Origin of the sequence: Granulicella sp. S190, from assembly GCF_009766095.1 — a bacterium.
GTDB lineage: Bacteria > Acidobacteriota > Terriglobia > Terriglobales > Acidobacteriaceae > Edaphobacter.
The window spans coordinates 18659-40012 of record NZ_LMUD01000002.1; the positions used below are offsets into that span (position 1 = coordinate 18659).

Sequence of the window (21354 nt, forward strand, 5' to 3'; positions counted from 1 at the left end):
CTATTTAGGGGATGGACTGGAAGCGTCCCTTTAGAATTCCGAGCGAGTAAGGCTGGAAGATAGGAACGCCGGCACCGACAACTTCTGTGATGAAGTTTGCACCATCGCCTGCGATCCAAACGTTTCCAGCCTGATCTACCACTAAGGTACGACTCGAGTTTAGAAAAGAAGCATCTTTCTGGAATCCAGTAGAAGGAGAAAGACCGGTTGCAGCGCCTTGGCTCCCGAGTTCGCTAATGCTACCGGTGCCAGTGCCATTTGTGTGGTTAGGAATCCATACATTCAGACGACCATCAACGGAGATTGAAGTCGGAGTAGCAATGCCGATATCTCCGGGAGTGGTGTAGGGGAAGCCAGCTATGGGGTTATAGGATCCAGCAACAAGGTTGAATCCAGAAATTGCGCCGCTATCGTTCGCCGAGACGAACAGTTGGTTTGCAGGCCCAATTGAGACCCCATAAGAGTTGCCGTTCGTTGAGACCTGAGTAGTTAAGAAGCCATTCAAGTTTCCGGTACCTGTGCCAGGCGAGACCTCCGAGACAAAGGTAGATCCAGAGGTAACAAAAATATTGCTTTGTGTCGTAGTGCCTTGGTTATCGGGCATAAGTCGGACGGGTTCTGCGCCAACTGCATTTGAGATTTGGACAGGTGCGACTGGACTAGTTGCGGAAGCTGCACCAGTGATCTTATAAAGTGAGCCCACTGTGGAGGCCACGGCCGTGAAGTAGACATTTCCTAAGCCATCTGCCGTGACACCGATGGGTGAAACAGTAGTTGGGAACCCGAGGAGAGCCTGAGTGCTGGGGTTGTAACGATAAAGATTGGTACCTGATCCCGTCCAGATGTTACCGGCCGAATCGACAGTAGCACCACCTTGAGAGCCCCCACTTCCTACCAACACACAGGTGGTGGGAACACCGCCGCTTGAGATTTCAGAGAGGTTACCCGTAGTGGCTTGCGAGTTAGCGATCCACACGTTGTCTGCGCTGTCGATGTTAATGTCTACCGGTCCGCTGATAAAACCGCCGCTGCCACCGGTAGCGCTCCCACAGGTGCTGCTGCTGGTGTAGCTCACTGCGACAGTCCAATCGGTCGGTTGAGTGGCGAGTGCTGGCTGATAGGGTCCGCTGACTCCACCTGCGAGACCAAAAAGAGTGGCTTGGTTATCTGCGCTATTGAGTGGGTTGTTAAGCATGTAGTAGATAGCCTGCAGTGTATCTATAGGTGCAGGAAGCGACCCATGAATAAAGTTGTTTGTGAAGGAAGAATTGGGTGGCTGAGCAGCGCTAAAGAGCGACGTGCAGCTTGTTGACGACGCGTTGGCTGTATTGATACAGGCCGACAGAATGTTCGCCAGTAGATTGATTTTGCCTGGTTCTGGCGTAGCGGTGACCGATACGCTTGGGTTGATGTTTCCCGATCCGGCGTTCAGTGTAGTGGACGTCACTGCAGTTCCCGCCGATAAATCCGCGAGAAGAGAAATGGTACTGGGTAACTTAGCAACGATATTAAACTGTTGGCCTGTACCGTCTGCGATCAAGTTATCGATAATTCCATTTGCATTTTTAACTGGGTCAAAGAACTCCTGGACCGCAGCCATAGTGGCGACCGTTGTTACTTCTGTCATATCCACGAAGTTCGCGGCTGTCAGTTGACTGCAGATACCGTAGACCGCGATAAAGGCCGCCGCGGAATTGGACTGACTAGCATCACCATTGTTCTGGGTATTCCCACCGTTCGCAATGACATAGACAAGCGCATCGTTGACGGGACAGGAGAAGGTATTGGTAGTGCCGTTATCAGCGAGATTACCGTTGACAGTGTCTTTAGTGAAGCTAAAAGATCCTGCTGCATCAGTCGTTGTAATCGCCGCAAGAGAAGCAGGTGTAGGCTTTTGGCCTGCGTAGTACAAACTAACCACCGCGCCGACAACCGGCTGATTTCCTCCATGAATTTTTCCGCTGAGCGCAGCAGCTGGGCTTACAGTGTTTGCGTTCGTGGCCGTCGTCGCCATATTCGCGCAACCAGCCGTAAATACTGCGCTGGATGCCATCAACGCGAGCAGATTTCGCTTTGAGCCCGTAAGCCGGGCGAAAGTATTGCCAATCATGGGTGTTCCCTCCGAAAGATGGTGGTGATGGGTTTGATCATCAATATAGGTGCTGTAGCAACAAGTTTTACTGACCACATGGGCAGCGTTATTCATGAATCTTAAGGGCTTCGGGAAAGGTACCGGATTGCCTAGTCAACGTGAAAGTTATTTAGAACATCTAGAGCTTCCCTTGATAACAGTCTTCTTGAGTAAGGGAGTGTCCCTCAAAGGGAGGACAGTTATATATCAACTGCGCACTCTTCAACATCTCAAGATGGAGCATAACCGAGGTTAGCCACTCTGCTGCGTAATTACTCGTGATACTTTTGGGTTATTTTGAATGACTCAGGCGAGGAAGACATGTCCTGCTGTAACGCTAGAACATGCAAATGTTTGCATCAAATCTGCTTTTTTACATTAAGTAAAACACCGCGATTTTTCGGACAACTTTCAGGAAACAAAGCTAATCTATCCGAGTAAGCTGGTTTTCCCTAACCGATTCGTTTCCGGAGAAGATTATGCGCTTGAATTCAATTTACTTCGCAGCAAGTCTGGCTCTTTCATCGGCCCTATTTATTGGTGGGTGCAAGAGTTCTACGCCAACTCCCACTCCTCCAGCTCAAAGTTCTAACCCCGATGGCACCCCAGCAACCCCATCTTCGTCGAGTGCTATGACTGCTGCACCTACCCCAGCGTCTCCTTCCAACTCGATTCCAGCGGTACCCCCTCCACCTGCTCCCGCTGCGGAGCCTGCCGTAGCAGTTGCTCCACCACCACCCCCTCCCCCAACGAGATTGACCGTTCCGGCAGGTGCCGCCGTTACGGTGACGGTTACGGAACAGCTTAGTGCTAGTCACAATAATGTAGGGGATGGATTCAGTGGCGTATTGGCTGCTCCGGTAAAGACTTCCAGCGGCGCAATTGTTTTCCCGCGTGGAGCGCACGTGGTCGGCACTGTAGTCGCTGCTAAGGGTCGTGGTCGCTTTAAAGGATCGGGTGCCCTCGGTATTGCTGTGACGGAGATTTCAGGCACTTCCGTAAGCGTTAGTCCCTATGAAAAAGAACAGTCTGGGAAAGGCAAGCGGTCTGCCGGCTTTATTGGTGGCGGCGCCGGAGGAGGCGCATTGATCGGAGGTATCGCTGGCGGTGGGAAAGGTGCTTTACTGGGAGGATTATTAGGAGCTGGCGCCGGAACTGCTGGAGCGGCATTCACTGGCAATAAGGATGTCGTCATCCCCTCTGAGTCCACAGTAACCTTTCACCTGGCGTCGCCTGTAACGGTTACGGCTCGATCGAGAGACAGGGACTAATCTACTCTATGAACTGGACGTTTTGTGCTACGCCTGCTCCTTGATAGGAGCAGGCGTTTTTCTGTGCGTACAGATCAAGTACTTCGTTAATAACGGTAGACTTGAACTATGCGGCTCAATCCTGTTTTTTTGTTATCTGCTACCGATGTTGCGCATTTTCCCTCTGAAGCAAAGACCTATGGCACGCCAGAAGTTGCCTTTCTGGGCCGCTCCAACGTGGGGAAATCTTCTCTTATAAACGCGTTGTTGGGATCGAAGCAAGCACACACTTCGTCGACCCCCGGAAGGACCAGGGCAATCAATTTTTTCGCTTTGCATGAGGGGTCTGGGGACAAGATGAAGGTGAAGCCGACGTTGATTTTTGCTGATTTGCCTGGTTATGGGTATGCCAAGATTTCAAAATCAATATCTGCGGAATGGCCCTCGTTCATTGAGCCTTATCTTGCCGAGCGGGAGGCCTTGGCGCTTTGCATATGCCTGGTAGATACGAACATCCCTCCGCAAGCCAGTGACACCCAACTGATCACCTATTTTAAACAAACTCAGCGGCCCTATTTAGTGGTGGGCACCAAAGCGGATCGGCTTTCCAATAACGAACTGGCAAAATCTATCGCTGCGTTGAAAAAAACTCATGAAGTGGCAGAAGTTCTTCCTGTCTCCGCGAAGACGGATGCGGGAACCAAACTGCTTTGGGCAAAGATGATGGAAGTTGCTGAATAGAATCGCGAGCTCCGACATTGCATAACGTTACTCATTTATCTTGCTCAGCTCAGTAGTAACTATCGAATGCCTACTGATAGACCGGAATCAGACTCATCGATTCAGGTTTGCTAAAAGCAGCTGCGATAAAGATCGCAGCTGCTTTTAGCTTAGGGTGATATCTAGTCACCGTAGTAGTCGAGACCTAGGTGGGTAATAAGGTCTTCGCCCATAATGTGGCGAAGGGTGTTTTTCAGCTTCATGGATTGAATGAAGAGGTCGTGCTCAGGGTAGACGCCGGGAGCGCTATCTGGAGCCTTGAAGTAGAAGCTGAGCCACTCTTGGATGCCGAGACCGCGGAGGGATGAAGTGCGTGCTGCCAGATCCATGAAGAGTATTAGGTCTAAAGCTAAAGGCGCGGCGAGGATAGAGTCGCGACAGAGGAAGTCGATCTTGAGCTGCATGGGATAGCCGAGCCAACCGAAGATGTCGATGTTGTCCCAGCCCTCTTTGTTGTCGCCGCGGGGAGGATAATAATTAATGCGGACCTTATGGTAAAGGTCCTTATAGAGATCCGGGTAGAGTTCGGGCTGAAAGATGACATCAAGGACGCCGAGCTTGGACTCTTCTTTGGTCTTGAAGGACTCGGGATCATCGAGGACTTCGCCATCACGGTTGCCGAGGATGTTGGTGGAGTACCAACCGGAGACACCGAGCATGCGGGTCTTAAAGGCAGGTGCGAGTACGGTCTTGATGAAAGTCTGACCGGTCTTGAAGTCCTTACCGCAGATCGGTGCGTTCATCTTGCGAGAGAGCTCATTGAGAGCTGGAATATCGACAGTTAAATTAGGTGCGCCGTTGGCAAAGGGGATACCTTCTTTAAGTGCGGCCCAAGCGTACATCATCGATGGAGAGATACCAGGGTCGTTGTCGACTAGGCCCTTCTCGAAGGCTTCGAGAGTCTGGTGTACGGCAGTCTGCTCAAGGAAGATCTCAGTGGAGCCGCACCAGATCATGATCTGGCGGTCGGTTTTCGTTTTGAACTCAGCAATATCGTTGCGAATCTGGCTAGCGAGATCACACTTGTTCTTCCCTGTTTTAATCTTCTTGCCGGTGAGGCGTTTGACGTAGTGCTGGTCGAAGACAGCGGGCATGGGCTCGATCGATTCGAGGAAAGGACGGATCTGTTCGAGTTGATCGCGATCGAGAACCTGCGCCGTCTTGGCGGCGTCGTAGAGATTGCCGCCGAAGATATCCCATCCGGTGAAGACGATATCGTTCAGGTCGGCAATGGGGGCAAAGTCTTTGATAAGGGGGCTGCGACCATCAGTACGTTTGCCTAGGCGAATGTGGCCCATCTGAGAGATGGAGCCTATGGGCTTGGCGAGGCCGCGACGGACGGCTTCGACACCGGCGATGAGGGTGGTGGCTACGGCTCCCATGCCAGGGATCATAACTCCTAGTTTTCCTGTAGCAGGCTTGATGCTGGCCGCAGCTTGCGTGGCGGCTCCGGGTGTGGACATGCTTTGCAATACCCTTCTATGGTGCGATTTTCCGTTAGGCGGAACGTTTAGTATCGCTCACGGCGAAGGAGCCTTGCAAACAAGGATGATCATTGCTCAGGCTTTAGCGGTAACGTTGTTTGAGGCGAAAACTAAGCTGATTCTGTGCGGATGCGATTCTTCCAGTGTGAGGCAACAAACCAGATGAACCCTATGACGATTACGGTTTCGACTCCGACGTGGAAGCGATGGAATGTCTCTTTAAAGCGAGGATTCGTGTTCCATGACGAACCTAACTTCATGCCGATGTACGCGAGGGCATAGCACCAGGGCCAGGAGCCGAGGAAGGTGTAGATGTGAAAACGAAGCTGGTTCATCTTCGCTACGCCGGCTGGAAAGGCGATGAAGGTGCGGACGATGGGGAGCATCCGTCCGATGAGCACAGTGATGGAACCGAATTTCGCGAAGAAGTGATCGACGAGGTCGAGGTCGCGGCGGCTGAGGAGGATCATGCTGCCGTAGCGCTCGACCATGGGGCGCCCCCCTCGCGCGCCGACCCAGTACGCTGGGATAGAGCCGAGGTTGGAGGCTAGAGATGCGACGGTGGCGAGGATGATGAGCTGCAGCTGCGTATGGGCCAAGGCATAGCCTGCCAGGGGCATGATGACTTCGGAGGGGATGGGGATGCAGGCGGACTGGACCGCCATGAGGAGGACAACACTGGCGTAGCCGCCGCTGGCGATGGCGCCGATGAGGAGAGCAATGATCTTCTCTGACATGTAGTTGCAGTATACGAGGTGAGGGTTAAGTTCGGATGAGCTAGCATGGAAGAGTCAGGAGATTTGCACCATGTCGAATACTGTTACTGAAGCAGGAACCTCTGTCGCTACCGAAATTACAGCAGCTACGCCGACGCAGACGGGAAGGCCGGCGAGCAGCTACGGCGCGGCACCTCATGACCCTTCCAAGCCTCCGGTGAAGCAGCAGGTTGTTTGTTTCAGCTTTTACAAGGTGATGCCGGAGTGGCGGAGGCTTCCTGAGGAAGAGAAGGCGGCGCACAAAGCGGCGTTTGCTGCAGTATTGACGAAGTGGAACAAGCCGGGGGAGTTTTTGTCAATCACGTACTCAACCATCGGAACGCGCGGCGATGTAGACATGTGCGTCTGGTCGATCGGCTATGCGGTAGACGAGTTGAACAAGATGCGAAGCGAGTTGATGAAGACACCCCTGGGTGGGTACCTGACGACGCCACATAACTTCCTTGCGATGACCCGGCGTTCGCAGTACCAGATCGATCGCGAGGATGAGAGCGAGGGCGAAGGACGTGGTGCGATTCGTCCAGGGGGACAGAAGTACATCTTCATCTATCCGTTCTGGAAGACTCGACCGTGGTATCGCCTTCCGGCGGAGGAGCGACACCGGCTGATGAAGGAGCACATACGCATTGGCCTGCTCTATCCGCGAGTCAAGATTAATACTGCGTACTCGTTTGGGATCGATGACCAGGAGTTCACGGTAGCGTTTGAGACGAACTTTCCGGAGGACTTTCTGGCTCTGGTCGAGGCGCTGCGGGACACCGAGATCAGTCTCTACACCCTGAAAGATTTCCCGATCTTTAGTTGTGTGCGGCTTCCGGCGACGGAGATGCTGGATCGACTGGGCTAATGGCCGACCGCGCAGCCGACCACGGATAACGCGGGTTTACACGGATTACGGCACCTGAAAAACGAGATGGTGGATGGCGAAGACTACTGTGGTGCGGACTGCTGCTAAGGCTAAGGCTCTTGTTGGGGCGAAGGCTCGCACCATCGCGAAGACCGAGCCGGTTTCGGCAAAGAAGAAGGCTGGAACGACGCGGAATCCGCTTGCGCCGGAGCGGATTGAGGCGATTCTGGACGCTCTTCGGCAGACCTACCCCGGTGTTGTGTGTGCGTTGAACCACGAGAACGCCTGGGAGTTAACGGTAGCTACGATCCTGTCGGCGCAGTGTACGGATGTACGGGTGAACCTGGTGACTCCGGCGCTGTTCAAGGCGTTCCCTACCCCCAAAGCTATGGCTGTGGCTTCCCTGCCCGAGCTTGAGGAGCTGATCCGGACTACCGGATTTTTTCGGAATAAAGCGAAGTCGATTCAGGGTGCCGGGCGGGTGGTGACGGAGACGTTCAGCGGGAAGGTTCCTCAGACGATGGAGGAGATTCTGACCCTGCCGGGGGTGGCTCGGAAGACCGGGAATGTGGTGCTGGGGTCGTGGTTCGGGATTGCGGTGGGTGTGGTGGTCGATACGCATGTTATGCGGCTGTCGAAGCGGCTTGAGCTGACCAAGGAGACCTCGCCTGAAAAGGTGGAGCGCGACCTGATGAAGATCCTGCCGCAGGATCGATGGATCGCGTTCTCGCATGAGTTGATCCATCATGGGCGGCAGGTCTGTATTGCGCGGAAGCCCCGCTGCGCGGATTGCACGCTGGAGCGGTTGTGCAATTCCGCGGATAAGACATGGAGTTCGCACTAGCACCCCTCCCCCTCACCTCCTGGGTATTTTGCGGGGATGTTGTTTGTTTTGTTCGGCTTATAAGCCTACCTTCGCTGCAAAATATTGATTCTAGGTACTTTGCGCACAAAATACTTATTTTGTTGCATTTACAAGCCACCCTCTAGCATCTCCTCAGGTTTATTCTTCGCTACTTCCATGATATCGGTTTGCATGGAACTGATGTGCCACGCGAATCTCCGCGGCTGGAGCGGGTTTCCTTGATCCCAGGGCTTGACAAGAGATTTTCGGGAGAAGGAAACGGATTTTTCCTACGAAGCCGACTTTCTATGAGCAGGTCACTAGTGTCAAGGGTTTGTTCTTTGTTTTTTTTCTTCATAGGGCGTTTGCTTTTGTTTTTGCTGTTGGTTTCGTTGCTCTCCACCGTGTTTCTATTCGCACTCTTGATGAGCTGTCTTGATGCAAGCTCGGTGCCGGTTGGGGTTCGAGAGGAGAGTCGATGCTGCCATTTATCGGTCGGCCTCGAAGGCCGAAGTCGGCTCGCAGTCATCGGAACACGGTGTCGTCGCAACGGGTAAACATATTGATCTCTCAAGCAGCTTGTTCGTGGAACGGCATATACGTAGCTTGGGTGCTCCAGAGATGATGAAGCAACACCGCAAGCTTGCGGGCCACGGCAACAACGGCCTTGCTCTTTGCTTGCTTACCACCTCGGGCGGCTAAGTGGAGGCCCCACTGCCGAAGCGCCGAGTCTCGTCCGTGTGGTCGAAGGATGTGGTTAGAGCACTCGATGAGCAGACTTCGGAGATACGCGTTGCCGGCGTGGGTGATGCCGAGCTGAGGATCGTGATCTCCGGACTGACTTCGACGAGGTCGCAGGCCAAGATAGCAACCGACATCGCGACTTCGTCCGAACCGCTCTTTGCTTCCGAGCGTCAGCACGAAGGTTAAGGCGGTGAGATGACCGACACCGTGAACCTTCAACAGTGCCTGCGTCTCCGGATACTCGGTCTGGCCAAGCTGCTGGATCTGCCGGTCGTACAACTTGATCTTGACTGTCATCTCCGCGATCTGCTGAAGTACCGGACCGAGCGCCTGTGCCAGTCCAGGCGGCATAACGGCCAGGCTGCGCTGGGCGAAGCACGTTGTGGCGGAGGCAGGCATACGGTGGCCGCACGACTTCGTCAGACCACGACCGGCGTTCACCGCAGCGGTACGCAGTCGCACCAGCAGGGCTCGCGCACGGATCAGAGTCAAGGCCTGCTGTTGCTCAACAGAGCGATGGGCGATTGGACGAAGGATGTTCGGATCAAGCCGCGCATATCTTGCCAGCTTCTCAGCATCCACCTGGTCGCTCTTCCGATCACTATGTGAGATCGACCGCAACTCGCGAACGTTCGCCACGATGACTTCGTGACCTAGTTCCTGCAGCTGTGCGCTGATCCAGATCGAGTGTGTCCCAGCCTCCATCGCAACCCGCGCTGAAGGGACATCGGTGAACCACTTCTCGATCGCCTTCGGGGTAGTTCTGAAGCGGCCACGGTCGACCACTTCTCCGTCTTGGTTGAGGGTGCAGTAATGGCTCCAGACATCACCAAGGTCGATGCCAATCGTGATCTCAACCTTGGCTTGCCTGCGTGGAACTTCAGCGATGAGGTGCTGCGATGGCTTCTTCATGGGAACAGTCTGCTCCTTCTTCGGACGACCTGCTCATCCCATTTATGGCTACAAATCCCAATCAGTTTCGGGAGACCCGCGTTTTCATGGACCGAGTGCTAGGCTGGAGCGATGCGGGGAATGGGTACCGACCACCCTCAAATTTCGCTGGCCTATCTGCCGCCCACACCGCGGCAGACGCGGATAGCACTCGCGTGTGCGGGGGTTTTGCTCCTCGGATTAGCAGTTTTGATTCCGTTCGCGGCTAAACCGCTGCCGCGGATCAGCGGCTTCATAACGGCGTTCGATGCGGTTATTTCTGTCACCGACCTCATTACCGCAAGCCTTCTTTTGGCGCATTTCTCGATCACTCGTTCGAGAGCGCTTCGTGCTTTGGCGTGTGGATATCTCTTTTCAGCCGCGATTGTCGTCGTACACGGGCTGACCTTTCCGGGCGTTATTTCGCCGACAGGAAATATCGGCGGGAGTCTCCATACGAATTTTAGAATTTATCTGTTGTGGCATCTGGGTCTTCCCGTGGCCTTGTTCGCCTACATATGGCTCAGGGATAAAGGCCGCACGAAAGCAGGCGTGCCTACCCCAACAGAAATCGTTGCTATCGTTGGCATCGTGGGCGTATTAGCTCTGCTTAGTTGCATCGGGTGGCTCACCTTACTGCCGCCGGTGGATCCGGTCGCAGGGAGGTGGCTCACCGTCATCACAATGATGATATGCGCGGCTGCGCTTTCTCTGTTGTGGCTTTTCAAGCGCTCGGCACTTGATCAGTGGCTTATGGTTGTCGTACTTGCCATGATCGTCGAATTGGCGATCACGGCGCTGATCGGCGGACGCGGGCCGCGCATTGCCTCTCTTGGTTTTTACATCGGCCGCCTGTTTTCGCTCGTCACCTCAACAGTCGTTTTGACCGCTTTGCTCGCAGAAACCACCAGACTATATGCCGGGGTTGCCCACGCAAATATGCTGGCAAGCGCCGTCAAAGACTCTCAGACTCTGTCCGGCGAGATCGAGTTGCCGAAGTTGATGGAGCGTCTCATGACGATCGCGATCGAGAAAGCCGGCGCGGAACGTGGCCTTCTAATACTCCGGGTAGACGATGAATACCTCGGTCAGGCCGAGGCGCGAAGGACCGGCGATCAGGTCGAAGTCGCATTGCGCCAAGGTCCGATCAATGGGATTTCCTGCCCCGAATCCCTCGTCCGGCATGTCATTCGGACGAGAGAACGCGTGATTCTCGATGACGCCTCCAAACCCAACCTGTTCTCCGGCGATGACTATCTGCATGATCGGCGTTCGAAGTCGATCCTCTGCCTCCCGCTGATCAAACAGAGCGAATTGACTGGGATTCTCCTTCTCGAAAACGCGCTGACTTCACACGCGTTTACACTGGCTAACGTCGGGCTGCTGGAACTGCTGGCGGGACAAGCAGCTATTTCACTGGAGAATGCCGCCCTTTATACCGACCTGCAACTCCAAGTTGGGCTGCTGCAGCACCTTCCTGTATCAGCCTGGACGCTCAAGCCTAATGGGACACCGGATTTCGTGAATCAAGTTTGGCTTGAATTCTCCGGTCAGACCCTTGACTTTGTCCGATCGCGTCCCGAGGCCTGGATGGCCGCGGTCCACCCGGAGGATCGTGAGATGGCAGCCAAGAGCTTTTGGGAAGGCGTGCATTCGGGACAGCATTTTGCGTTCGAAACCAGATCTCTTCGCGCTCAGGACAAGACTTATCGTCGGCACCTTCAGCAAACAGTGGTTTTGCGCGATGCAGAGGGGAAAGTCCTCAAGTTCGTCGGTACGACCACCGACATTGACGACCAGAAGCGTGCCGAAGAGGCTTTGCGCCAAGCGCAGAGCGATCTCGCACGCATCAACCGGGTGACAACCATGGGAGAGTTAACGGCATCCCTGGCTCATGAAATCAGTCAGCCGATCAGTGCGGTCGTGAGCTACGCATACGGCTGCTTGAGATTTCTCGATCGCGATAAACCGGATCTCGATGCAATGCGCATGGCTCTCGCCGGTATTGTGGGAGACGGGCAACGCGCTACTCAGATTATCGGGAGGATCCGCTCACAGTTCGAGAAGGGCTCTGTGAATCAAGAGATTCTTGATGTGAGCGAGATTATTCGAGAGACTGTCGCTCTCCTACGCAGCGAAGCTGTGCGATACAGCATATCGGCCCGGACGGAATTAGCAGCCGATCTACCTCAGATCTTTGGAGATCGCGTGCAATTGCAGCAAGTCGCGATGAATCTAATCGTCAATAGCATCGAAGCGATGAAGGACGTTGATGGAATACGAGAGATGGTCCTCAAGTCCCAGCGAGCTGAAAACAATCAGCTTCTTGTGTCCGTGAGTGATACCGGCATTGGGTTCCCTCCGCAATTGGCTGAACAGATATTCGACCCATTTTTTACAACCAAACCCCATGGCACCGGCATGGGGCTTCGCATAAGCCGTTCGATCGTCGAGTCGCACGGGGGGCGCTTGTGGGCTGACGCCTCTTCTGGGCGTGGCGTAACTTTTTACCTAAGCCTGCCATCTACGATTGCTGCTAACACTGAATATCCGCCTCTTGAAGATGCCGATGAAGAGCGCGGTAGTCAATGCCATTTTGTATCCGGGCCTTGACAAGGGATTTCGGAAGAAGGAAACGGATTTTTCCTACGATCACTGACGACATCGCAAAATTAGCAGTTGACATCGATTGAAAGATTCACTACCGTTTGGTTGTGAATAAATTGGACACAACATTTGCGGCTCTGTCTGATCCAACCCGGAGGGCGATGATCGAGCGTCTCTCCCACGGGCCTGCCTCTGTGCATGGATTGACGGAACCGTTTGCACTGTCGCAGCAGATGATTTCAAAACACATTGCCTACCTGGTGCGGGCACGGATTGTAATCAAGACGAAGCGTGGACGAGAGAGTGTGTGCACGCTTAGACCAGAAGCGATTAAGACAGTCAGCGACTGGGCGATCAGCTATCGCCGATTCTGGGAAGAGAGTTTCGACAAATTGGATGTAGTTGTAAATCAAATGAAAAAAGAGGAGGTCAGAGATGACAGAAAACACGGTTAGCGAAGTTGAGCGGATGGTCATTACAAGAGTTTTTGATGCCCCACGCGAGTTGGTTTGGAAGGCGTGGACAGACCCGAAGTACGTGATGCAGTGGTGGGGACCGAAGGGCTTTACTGCGCCGGTCTGTCAGATGGATTTTCGTGTTGGAGGAAAATCTCTCTTGTGCATGAAGACGCCGGATGGGCAGGAGTTCTGGAATGCGATTGAATACCACGAGATTGTTCTGCACGAGAAGATCGTCTCCTCCATGTACTTTTCGGACTCGAAGGGAAACAAGGTTGAGCCTGAAACACTAGGAATAGAACATGAGGCCATAGACGGTGCGTACGACGTGACCCTCTTTGAGGATCTCGGGAACGGCCAGACGAAACTTACCCACATTGGAAATGAACCCATGGAGAGCGCGAAAAATAGCGGTCAACTGGAGGGCTGGAACCAGATACTCGATAAAGTTGCTGCGGTTGTTGCGGAGTTAGCGCAGGCGAAATAGAAGTCGGGTTTTTGATGATCGTGCTGCGTTAGATACAGCTAAGGCTGGCGGCGGAGGCCCGGTTTGACCGGGCTTCTCGTCGTCTGGCCGAATCATGGCCCTTCCGGACAATCGGCCCTTGCTCAACTGTTGCCTTCAGGCCAATCACGTTTCCAGATTCGTTTGCCTCGACGAGTGCCTTGGCGATTTGTCGTCAACTGAACTTGTTCTGATAGCCGAGTATGTAGTGAACGCGGGAACACGGGGAACTATTGCTGCGTAGGTACTAAAACAAGGAGTGGGCAGCCCTATGTCTCATTGCAGTTGTCTGGCTGGTTCTGTATTGCTCGCTTTCCTCGCCGTCCCCCTTCATTCGCAGAGCTTGGCCGTCTGGAGAGACCCATCACCCCACACTACGCGATTTGTAACCGTAGACAAGGGCGTTCGGTTGGAAGTGCTCGATTGGGGCGGTTCTGGCAGACCAATAGTTCTACTGGCCGGAGGCGGCAATACGGCTCACGTTTTCGACGATTTCGCGCCGAAGCTCACTGCTCACTATCATGTCTATGGCGTTACCCGTCGCGGGTTCGGTGCCTCCGGTTATTCCGATACGGATCACGCGGCTGATCGCCTCGGCGAGGATGTAACAGCGGTGATTGAACAACTCAATCTGAAGAGACCTATCCTCGTGGGACACTCGATCGCTGGGGCGGAGTTGAGTTCAGTTGCAAATGGCCATCCGAACCTAGTTGCGGGACTGGTCTATCTCGATGCCGCGTATTCTTATGCTTTTGATAACGGCACGGGGGTGAATGCCATGGAAATGCAGAAACTCCAGGGATCCCAACCTCCGCCACTCAGCAAAACGGATTTGGCCAGCTTCAGCGCCTTGCAGGCATACTATGAGCGCGTGAACGGATTCCGATTCCCGGAAGCGGAACTCCGCGCACAGCGGGAAAGCCCTCCTGACGGAGGGGTAGGAAAACAACGTGATCTTCCCGGCACCGCCCTGTTCATGCCGCTGATGACGGGCGCGAAGAAATACACTGCTATTCCGGCGCCTGCTCTCATCATCTTCGCCAACCCGCACAGCCAAGGGATCTGGGTTGACGAGAATACAGATCCCTCGGTGCAAACCGCAGCCAGGACTTATTCCACCGCACTAGAAGCTTTAACTGGGAGGCAGGAGAAGTCAGTGGAGAATGGCGTGCCCACGGCGCATGTGATTACGCTGCCAGGTGCGAATCACTATGTATTTCTGTCAAACGAGGCCGAGGTGCTGAAGGACATAGATGCGTTTCTCGCTGCTCTGCATTAGCCTCCATGGCTCTGCAAAGCACGATGGACCAGTCCGGCTCAAAATCAACTTCATATCTATTCTCAATTGACGCGTACAGGCGAATGCACTAATTGACCGCGCCTATACCTATTAATGCATTAGGCCATGGAAGACGCTTGCTATCCCTCTCCACGGTTGACGAGCCGAGCGATTGTTGATTCAGTCTGAGCGGCCTGTCAATCGACAATGCGTAAGATCAATCACCTCTCCCTCCAAACCAGGTAATGAGGCTCAACTGAACTCCGGCGCCCGGGTCGGTCATAGATCGTCGCGCTTTTTAGAACTGCTGAAAGCCTATGAGAGCCGGCTTGTGCTGATCCGCTGCATAATCGCGCCACTAGTGCGACCGAGTGACTCGATTGTTTTGTTTGCCATGCAACAACCTTCATTGATGTGCGTTACATGGCAAACGCACCTCAAGTTGCCTAGGATTCAGTTCACCCGTCCTAGATAATGATCGAGCCAATCAAGCACAGCTTTGGTCAGTTGCGTACGTTGTTCAGTCACATCATGTGGAGTTTCTAATATGATGTGGCGTTTGTCGTCCTCTGGCGTGCCCAACATAGCAAATAGAGGGTTCTGTGCTTTCTCGACAGGAAATGTGAAGTCGTAGCGTCCATTCACCATCAAAACCGGCCTCTTCATTCGAGGAGCGAAGTCGGCCTGATCACCTCCCGCTGGCGGCGTTTCAAGAAAAAAGCCTCCATCAAGCAGGATGGCAGTCTTTATGCGGTTCTGCATGAGTGATGAGGTAATTACCCCTTGCGCTGAACCCATACTGACCCCGAGATAGGCTAGTTTGTTGCTATCGATGTCAGGACGGGTAGCCAGGTAATCGAGCGAACGAGCCGCATCCTTGTACCAATCGGTGGTGAGTTCAAGCTGTTGTGCGCCGCTGGGAAGCGAATACTTCACGCGGCGTTCATAGGTGTCCTCATAGACCGGATACATAACAGCCCGACCGCTCTGGACTATGTAATCGAAGAACTGTGTGTCCCCGAGATTCCGTCCACCTTTGTTGTCGGAAAGAAACATCACGCGTGCGCTGGGAAAGAACAATACCGTCTGATAGGGTGGGTGTACATTTTTGGGTAGGAACAGGTAGGCTGACATGCGCTGGCCGCGGTAGCCTGTGTCAAAGGACACCTTCTCCTCACGCCAATCGGCTGTCTCCTGAATGACGCCATCAGTTGTGGTTCGCAGAGGCGTATTGGGATATGCGTAAAGCAGCTGATAAGCATGGAACACATCATCTGACGCCGGTTTGAAGTTGGTAAAGTCGCGTCCAATACTCTTTACCGGCTTCATCGTCTCTTCCGGCATAGGCGCGGAATTCAGCACGCAGCGGAACCCGTTAGTGTCCGAACGATCGAAAGGCGGCAGCGCCTCGGGGCTCGCGTACATGTACTGGGGGGACTTCCAGGAGCCTCCAAGGATGTAATGGAGATTGTTGTCGACCGTATTAAGCACCCACTCGCGAACGTTACCGGCCGTGTCATACGTTCCGAAGGGCCCCACTCCTCCTCGATACGCGCCGACCGGAGCAAGAGATGTTGTAGCTAAATTACTAACCGGTATAGCCCACGAGCCATCATCCGGAGGCGTTGTCTGTAGCCATTGAGCCAGGGTGAGCAGTTGCTTTCCTGCAAACTTCGCATACGCGGAGGCCTCAAACCAACTCACACCGGATACAGGGTAGTCCGCTTTGCCTTCGGGATAGTGGCCTCCCATCCAAGTAGACGGTCCGGGGCGGCCCGTTGGGTCGCGGAGCTCTGCCATCGCATCGCTCCAGGAAAGATCGTGGCCGTCTTTGGAAAACTTCTCAGGCCAGTATTCCCTTTTCGCATATCCGCCGCTATCGACGAACTTCTGGTAGTCACGGTTTGTGACCTCGAAACGATCGATTGAGTACTGCGGCAGGTTGTATGGTCCGAGCCACCCAACAAAGGCTGCCTCTGTTCCGAATTTGTGATCGGCAGCCACAGGAACCATATCCGGCGGCGACTTCGACCACGCGTCCAGCGGGAAGTCCAACACATGGTCGGTGCGAGACGCTACGATCATCTCTTTGAAACCTGTCTTGGTGACCTTCCAGCGAAAATAGCCGCTAGGAATGCGAACATCTTTGATTGGTGTCGCGCCGAGCTTACGCCACTGAGAATCCGGCAAGAGGTAGTCCTGAACCTCGACCGTAGCGCCAGCGGGCGAGGAGGTAAAGGAGGCGAGGATTGTGTTTTGATCAACAGCCTGCTTCAACGCTGCATCGCCCGGCAGGTAGTGTTGTGCTTTTTCCAGAAGGGTGAAGGCAGCAAGCGGCTTCCTGTTCGCAAACAGGTCAGTAATCTGCGGAATGGCTTCTTCGCGAGCCCAACGCTTGTTCGAAAGACTACGGTAAAACCAGAGACTGCCTATCATCACGATCAGGAGAACGATTGCGGCACATAGAAGAATCAGTCGGGATTTGTGATTGTCCTTCTTCTCCAGTTCCAGCGACCCCGTGCTGATTGAAGCTAAGAGATCGGATGCGTCCCGAATGATTTCACCCGCCGACTGATAGCGGCTGGCCGTCTTCTTCTCTAGCGCACGCTCCACAATATGTTCGGACATGGGAGGCGCATCGCTCCGAATCTGGCGTAGCGGCGTCGGACTCTTTTCGGTGACTGCGCGCAGAATCCCGACGGTACTGTCAGCATGGAACGGCCTGCGCCCGGTGAGCAACTCGTAGTACACCACACCCAGACTCCATAGGTCGGTCCGCGCATCAAGCCTCTCCCCATGTACCTGTTCCGGAGACATGTAAAGTGGCGTGCCGATAAGGCCGTGAGTCGCTATAGACAGGGTCTCATCGGGGCCGTTGCCCTCGAGCAACTTCGCCAGACCGAAGTCGAGTACCTTCACCTGTCCCTTCGGAGTAATCATCACGTTGCCCGGCTTGAGGTCACGGTGAATTACGCCCTGTTCATGGGCCTCCTCAAGTGCTTCAGCGATCTGCAAGACAATCGAGGTAGCATCTTTCACCGTCAACGGTCCGGACTTTATCTTCGTCGCAAGGGAGTCTCCCGGGATGTATTCCATCACGATATAGTCGATGCCGTCTTGTTCACCGACGTCGTATACGGCCGCTATATGAGTGTTTCCCAGCTTGGCTAGAGCTAATGCCTCCTTGTGAAAGCGGTGGCGCGCGTCTTCGCCCATCAGCAACCCCGGCGAAAGGATCTTTATTGCGACGGCCCGCTCAAGCTTTTCATCCCTAGCACGATAAACCACGCCCATCCCACCGGCTCCAAGGGGTTCAGTGATGATGTAGCGCCCTAACCTCGTCCCTGGCGTGAGATCGTTGGATGCGAGAGTTTCGGCTTGAGACCCTCCATTTTCCGACGTACGCTGTGACGCGGACGGGGACTGAGTCCTGAGAAGCAGCTCATTGACTTCGTATCGCAGTTCAGGTGAACCGTGACATGCTTCATCAAGAAAAGCCGATCTTTGCTCAGGCGGCAGATCTAGAGCAGCTCCGAGAAGGCTCTCTGCGGATTGCAGGTTCTTACCCATCAGCTGCACTCCAAAGTGTGATTTGGTTTAGCCCGACTTGGCCAAGTGCCATAATCGGGAACAGCGCGGATTGCCCAACTTGCAGTACAGAAACGATATAGGAAATCGGCCCTGCCGATCGCTCAATTTTTATAGTTGGACGTAGGCCTAAAACATTACAAAAGTTCTAAAAGGGTGCGAAACGGTACCCTATAACCCTTAGCTATCCCGTTTCTCTGCGCTATGGATTCTCTGGACTCAAGGTCGTCAACCGGGTACTCTCAACCATTAGCTAAAATCTTCTACGCCCCATCTTTGCTACCGATTAGGTATGCTCCAAAAGAACAGCATGTCATTAATGGACAATGTCGAGCTTTGCTACGCAGACGCAAATGGACCTCGCAGCGTGCCTCTCGGAGATGGCGCTATTTCGATCGGCCGTTCGTCGGATCAAGATATCGTCCTTATTGATCCCCGGGTCTCCCGCCGACACGCACTGATCCTGCTAGAGCAAGACGGCTACTGGGTCATAGACCAGAACAGCACTCACGGAACTTTTCTAAACTCTGTGGGCGTCGACAAAGCGATCCTGACATTGGGAGACGTGCTGCAAATGGGCTCGACCAATGGTCTGCGAATACGATTCCAGCAAGCGCAAAAAGGCTTGGTAGAACACGCAGCAGTTACCGGTCTTCTCTCTTCACTTAGTAACCTTTCGGTTTTGAAAGATGAGCAACGCCCGGGCATGCTCGAAATGGAGAAGTTGAACTGGCTTCTTCGTGCCGCGCGGCAACTCAATCAGAGCGGTGCTGTTGAAGACATTCTCAAGTCGTTTCTTCATCTCACGTTGCAGCTTACTGGCCTCGAACGAGGTTTCGTATTCCTCCAAAAAGAAGATGAAATGCGATTCGAGCAAGGGCTTGCTGCCGATGGAAGCGAGGCAAAAGAGGATTCCACACTCTCTCGTAGGGCTATGCAGCAAGCAATCGAAAGCGAATCAAGTTTTTCAGTGAGCGACACGCTCAAACACAAAGCAGCTGCGGAGTGGGCCAGCGTAATTGCAAATAGCATACGCAGCATCTACTGCATACCCTTGCGGAAACGATCTTCACCGGACGAACCGGGCCAACTTCTTGGCCTGCTCTATCTCGACAGCCAGATCGGGCACCGCGACTTTCACGAGGTTGATCATCAGCTATTAGACACAATCGCCATCGAGGCATCAGCCCTCTTGCACAACGCCCTTCTTACCGAAGCGGAGGCTGAGGCTCGGCATGCGCAGGAAGAGCTTGCCATCGCAGCAAAGATTCACAGTGGTCTCATGGCCATCAAGCTTCCGGAGCTTTCTTATGCCGTCCTTCAGGGAAAGAGTGTTCCCTGTCTCGCAATTGGCGGTGACTTTTATGACGCGGTGGCGCTCGAAGACTCCATCTGCGTCGTCATCGCGGACGTGTCTGGTAAGGGAATACCCGCGGCTATCGTTGCCGCCACGCTCCAGGGAATCATTCACTCCCAGCTGCTTGCCGGTCAAAGTCTGCCGGCGATCGCCTCGCTCGTGAATCAGTTTCTATGCACTCGCAAGGTTGGCAAATACGCGACAATGGTCCTACTGAAGCTCTTCCCAGACGGCCGCGTGCAGTACATGAACTGTGGACATATCCAGCCCCTGGCAGTTTTAGGCACAGAGATTCGGTCCTTGGTGGAAAGCAGTCTAGTCGTCGGACTTATTGCAGATGCAACTTACAACTCTGCTGGCTACCTCATGCGACCGGGTGAGCGCATTCTTCTTGCTACGGATGGCCTCACCGAAGCTGAGGACGCTTTAGGCCAACAGTTTGGCGATGCGGGGCTGAGCACCGTTGCGCATCACGAAGACCTGAACGAGATTCTGAATCGGGTTGCAAAGTTTCACTCGCCAAAACCTGCCGAGGATGACTGCACAATAATGGAAATTCGATATGTCGGCGCACTTGATCCTGCGAATCGATTTTGATTCTTAAACAAAATCGCTCGCCGGTGGGGATACTCTCAACCGCCGACACGGAAGTATTATGCTTTCTTCAGCGAACAATCGACGAATGATCTTCTCCAGAGATCCTAATTAGTTGATCACGGTGCTGTATTCTGGGAGTTTTCTCCAGTATATCCGGAGGTGAAGCGTCACTCTGAGACTCCGCAGACAAAATGGCGGAGAGGAGGCAGAACGCCGGCAGGCGGATCATCGGCTCCAAGTCTTGTAATTCCAGCGAGCCTGCAGTCACCGCTTCTGCAACCGTTAGGGTGGCATCTGGGAACTCCATGCTTTGAGCGATGTGCAATCGGACGCTGCCCAGGCGCCGGCGGCGCCGAGCGCTAAAAGTTAGTGCGGCAGAAGAGATGACAGGACAGTGCGTGACATAAGTGATCACTTTACACCGAGCAGATCCTGAGGTCGGATGGAGTTCAGAATAGCCATTTCGTCTGCCTGGGGACCGATCCTGAACCTGCAGGCGGTTATCATCGGTCACTTCCGAGAAGACGACCGTTACTGATCGCGCGAAGGATTGTTTCGCAACTGACATCACACGCGATCTGAATCAGGCCGATGGGGAGATGTAGCCCGTGGATGCTTTCGGTCGTAGTCGGCTTGTGCCGATTGAAAGTGCGCGACGTTCCTAGATGCCCATAGCCAAAGCGGATGCACAAGCTCCAGCATCTCAAGTGCCAGGTCCGTAGTCGCCTGACGGATTGCGTCTTCACGGTCTAGCGATCAGGGACAGTATCGGCGCCCCGGAAGCTGGTGCCTGCAGTGGTGGGGCTGGTGGCGTGGTGTTTCGGTGGTGGTTGGGTGGTGCGGTGTGGAGCTACTGCAGATGGGAGAGGAGGGTTTGGACGAGGGCGGGGATGGTGGATTCGGGGGATTCCAAGGTGGGCTCGTAGCCAAGGTCGCGGAGGGTCTGGCTGGTGACCGGGCCGATGGAAGCGAGAGTGATGCCGGGGGGGAGGGTGATGCTGGCGGCTTCGAGGAGTGCGAAGAGATTGCGGGCGGTGGAGGCTGAGGTGAAGGTGATGACGTCGGGGTAGTGGGCCGGGGCGCTGAAGAGAGATTGGAGGGCGGGGATGGAGTCGGGTGGGATCTGATTGCGGTAGGCTTCGGCGATGGTGAGGGTGGCTCCGGCGGCGGTGAGGGC

At 54.2% G+C, this 21354-nt stretch carries 15 protein-coding genes; 9 read left to right on the plus strand and 6 right to left on the minus strand.

The genetic code is table 11. The features are described 5' to 3' along the window. Window positions 1-4: 4 nt before the first annotated feature. The gene (locus GSQ94_RS00090; protein ID WP_158941298.1) at window positions 5-2206 is read right to left on the minus strand and encodes a hypothetical protein; all 2202 of its coding nucleotides are present in this window, start codon (window positions 2204-2206) and stop codon (window positions 5-7) included. A gap of 557 nt (window positions 2207-2763) precedes the next feature. Between GSQ94_RS00090 and GSQ94_RS00095 the strand changes: the two genes are divergently transcribed. Further along, the gene (locus GSQ94_RS00095) at window positions 2764-3402 is read left to right on the plus strand and encodes a hypothetical protein (protein ID WP_216842975.1); all 639 of its coding nucleotides are present in this window, start codon (window positions 2764-2766) and stop codon (window positions 3400-3402) included. A 108-nt stretch (window positions 3403-3510) separates the two neighbouring features. Then, entirely contained in the window at window positions 3511-4122 is a 612-nt protein-coding gene (yihA, locus tag GSQ94_RS00100) for a ribosome biogenesis GTP-binding protein YihA/YsxC (RefSeq protein WP_158941300.1), read from the plus strand. 161 nt (window positions 4123-4283) lie between these two features. Here yihA and GSQ94_RS00105 read toward each other — a convergent pair whose 3' ends face one another. Together GSQ94_RS00105 and GSQ94_RS00110 are read right to left on the minus strand one after the other, a co-directional pair. After that, window positions 4284-5624, minus strand: a complete 1341-nt coding sequence (locus tag GSQ94_RS00105) for an inositol-3-phosphate synthase (RefSeq protein WP_158941301.1) — start codon at window positions 5622-5624, stop codon at window positions 4284-4286. A 131-nt stretch (window positions 5625-5755) separates the two neighbouring features. Further along, window positions 5756-6382 (minus strand): DedA family protein, encoded by a 627-nt coding sequence (locus GSQ94_RS00110; RefSeq protein ID WP_158941302.1) that lies wholly within the window; start codon window positions 6380-6382, stop codon window positions 5756-5758. 70 nt (window positions 6383-6452) lie between these two features. Between GSQ94_RS00110 and GSQ94_RS00115 the strand changes: the two genes are divergently transcribed. Further along, window positions 6453-7268, plus strand: a complete 816-nt coding sequence (locus GSQ94_RS00115) for a chlorite dismutase family protein (RefSeq protein WP_158941303.1) — start codon at window positions 6453-6455, stop codon at window positions 7266-7268. Between the two features lie 73 nt (window positions 7269-7341). Continuing rightward, a complete protein-coding gene (gene nth / locus GSQ94_RS00120; RefSeq protein WP_158941304.1) occupies window positions 7342-8112 on the plus strand; it encodes an endonuclease III in 771 nt (256 codons plus the stop codon). A gap of 570 nt (window positions 8113-8682) precedes the next feature. On the opposite strand, the gene GSQ94_RS00125 is transcribed toward nth, so the two are convergent. Next, a complete protein-coding gene (locus GSQ94_RS00125; protein ID WP_158941305.1) occupies window positions 8683-9768 on the minus strand; it encodes an IS110 family transposase in 1086 nt (361 codons plus the stop codon). A 120-nt stretch (window positions 9769-9888) separates the two neighbouring features. Between GSQ94_RS00125 and GSQ94_RS00130 the strand changes: the two genes are divergently transcribed. The 4 genes from GSQ94_RS00130 to GSQ94_RS00145 all read left to right on the plus strand — a co-directional run bounded on the left by GSQ94_RS00130 (window position 9889) and on the right by GSQ94_RS00145 (window position 14635). Beyond that, entirely contained in the window at window positions 9889-12399 is a 2511-nt protein-coding gene (locus GSQ94_RS00130) for an ATP-binding protein (protein ID WP_158941306.1), read from the plus strand. 101 nt (window positions 12400-12500) lie between these two features. Further along, the gene (locus GSQ94_RS00135; RefSeq protein WP_256369945.1) at window positions 12501-12848 is read left to right on the plus strand and encodes a helix-turn-helix transcriptional regulator; all 348 of its coding nucleotides are present in this window, start codon (window positions 12501-12503) and stop codon (window positions 12846-12848) included. Then, the gene (locus GSQ94_RS00140) at window positions 12829-13338 is read left to right on the plus strand and encodes an SRPBCC domain-containing protein (protein WP_158941308.1); all 510 of its coding nucleotides are present in this window, start codon (window positions 12829-12831) and stop codon (window positions 13336-13338) included. The genes GSQ94_RS00135 and GSQ94_RS00140 overlap by 20 nt, the downstream gene beginning before the upstream one ends. Window positions 13339-13771: 433 nt before the next feature. Then, entirely contained in the window at window positions 13772-14635 is an 864-nt protein-coding gene (locus tag GSQ94_RS00145) for an alpha/beta fold hydrolase (protein WP_254063538.1), read from the plus strand. 453 nt (window positions 14636-15088) lie between these two features. On the opposite strand, the gene GSQ94_RS00150 is transcribed toward GSQ94_RS00145, so the two are convergent. After that, window positions 15089-18205 carry a bifunctional serine/threonine-protein kinase/formylglycine-generating enzyme family protein gene (locus GSQ94_RS00150; protein WP_256369946.1) on the minus strand — a complete coding sequence of 1039 codons (3117 nt, stop codon included), beginning with the start codon at window positions 18203-18205 and terminating at the stop codon, window positions 15089-15091. 328 nt (window positions 18206-18533) lie between these two features. Here GSQ94_RS00150 and GSQ94_RS00155 point away from each other — a divergent pair, with 328 nt between their 5' ends. Continuing rightward, window positions 18534-20177 (plus strand): SpoIIE family protein phosphatase, encoded by a 1644-nt coding sequence (locus tag GSQ94_RS00155; protein WP_254063474.1) that lies wholly within the window; start codon window positions 18534-18536, stop codon window positions 20175-20177. An 850-nt stretch (window positions 20178-21027) separates the two neighbouring features. On the opposite strand, the gene GSQ94_RS00160 is transcribed toward GSQ94_RS00155, so the two are convergent. Beyond that, on the minus strand, window positions 21028-21354 hold a 327-nt coding region (locus GSQ94_RS00160; RefSeq protein WP_174240860.1), incomplete at its 5' end, for a uroporphyrinogen-III synthase.

Coding starts and splice junctions, on each gene's coding strand:
- GSQ94_RS00115 (WP_158941303.1), top strand. CDS start 6,453: ATGTCGAATACTGTTACTGAAGCAGGAACCTCTGTCGCTACCGAAATT.
- GSQ94_RS00155 (WP_254063474.1), top strand. CDS start 18,534: ATGTCATTAATGGACAATGTCGAGCTTTGCTACGCAGACGCAAATGGA.
- GSQ94_RS00090 (WP_158941298.1), bottom strand. CDS start 2,206: ATGAATAACGCTGCCCATGTGGTCAGTAAAACTTGTTGCTACAGCACC.
- yihA (WP_158941300.1), top strand. CDS start 3,511: ATGCGGCTCAATCCTGTTTTTTTGTTATCTGCTACCGATGTTGCGCAT.
- GSQ94_RS00125 (WP_158941305.1), bottom strand. CDS start 9,768: ATGAAGAAGCCATCGCAGCACCTCATCGCTGAAGTTCCACGCAGGCAA.
- nth (WP_158941304.1), top strand. CDS start 7,342: ATGGCGAAGACTACTGTGGTGCGGACTGCTGCTAAGGCTAAGGCTCTT.
- GSQ94_RS00095 (WP_216842975.1), top strand. CDS start 2,764: ATGACTGCTGCACCTACCCCAGCGTCTCCTTCCAACTCGATTCCAGCG.
- GSQ94_RS00110 (WP_158941302.1), bottom strand. CDS start 6,382: ATGTCAGAGAAGATCATTGCTCTCCTCATCGGCGCCATCGCCAGCGGC.
- GSQ94_RS00140 (WP_158941308.1), top strand. CDS start 12,829: ATGACAGAAAACACGGTTAGCGAAGTTGAGCGGATGGTCATTACAAGA.
- GSQ94_RS00130 (WP_158941306.1), top strand. CDS start 9,889: ATGGGTACCGACCACCCTCAAATTTCGCTGGCCTATCTGCCGCCCACA.
- GSQ94_RS00150 (WP_256369946.1), bottom strand. CDS start 18,205: ATGGGTAAGAACCTGCAATCCGCAGAGAGCCTTCTCGGAGCTGCTCTA.
- GSQ94_RS00105 (WP_158941301.1), bottom strand. CDS start 5,624: ATGTCCACACCCGGAGCCGCCACGCAAGCTGCGGCCAGCATCAAGCCT.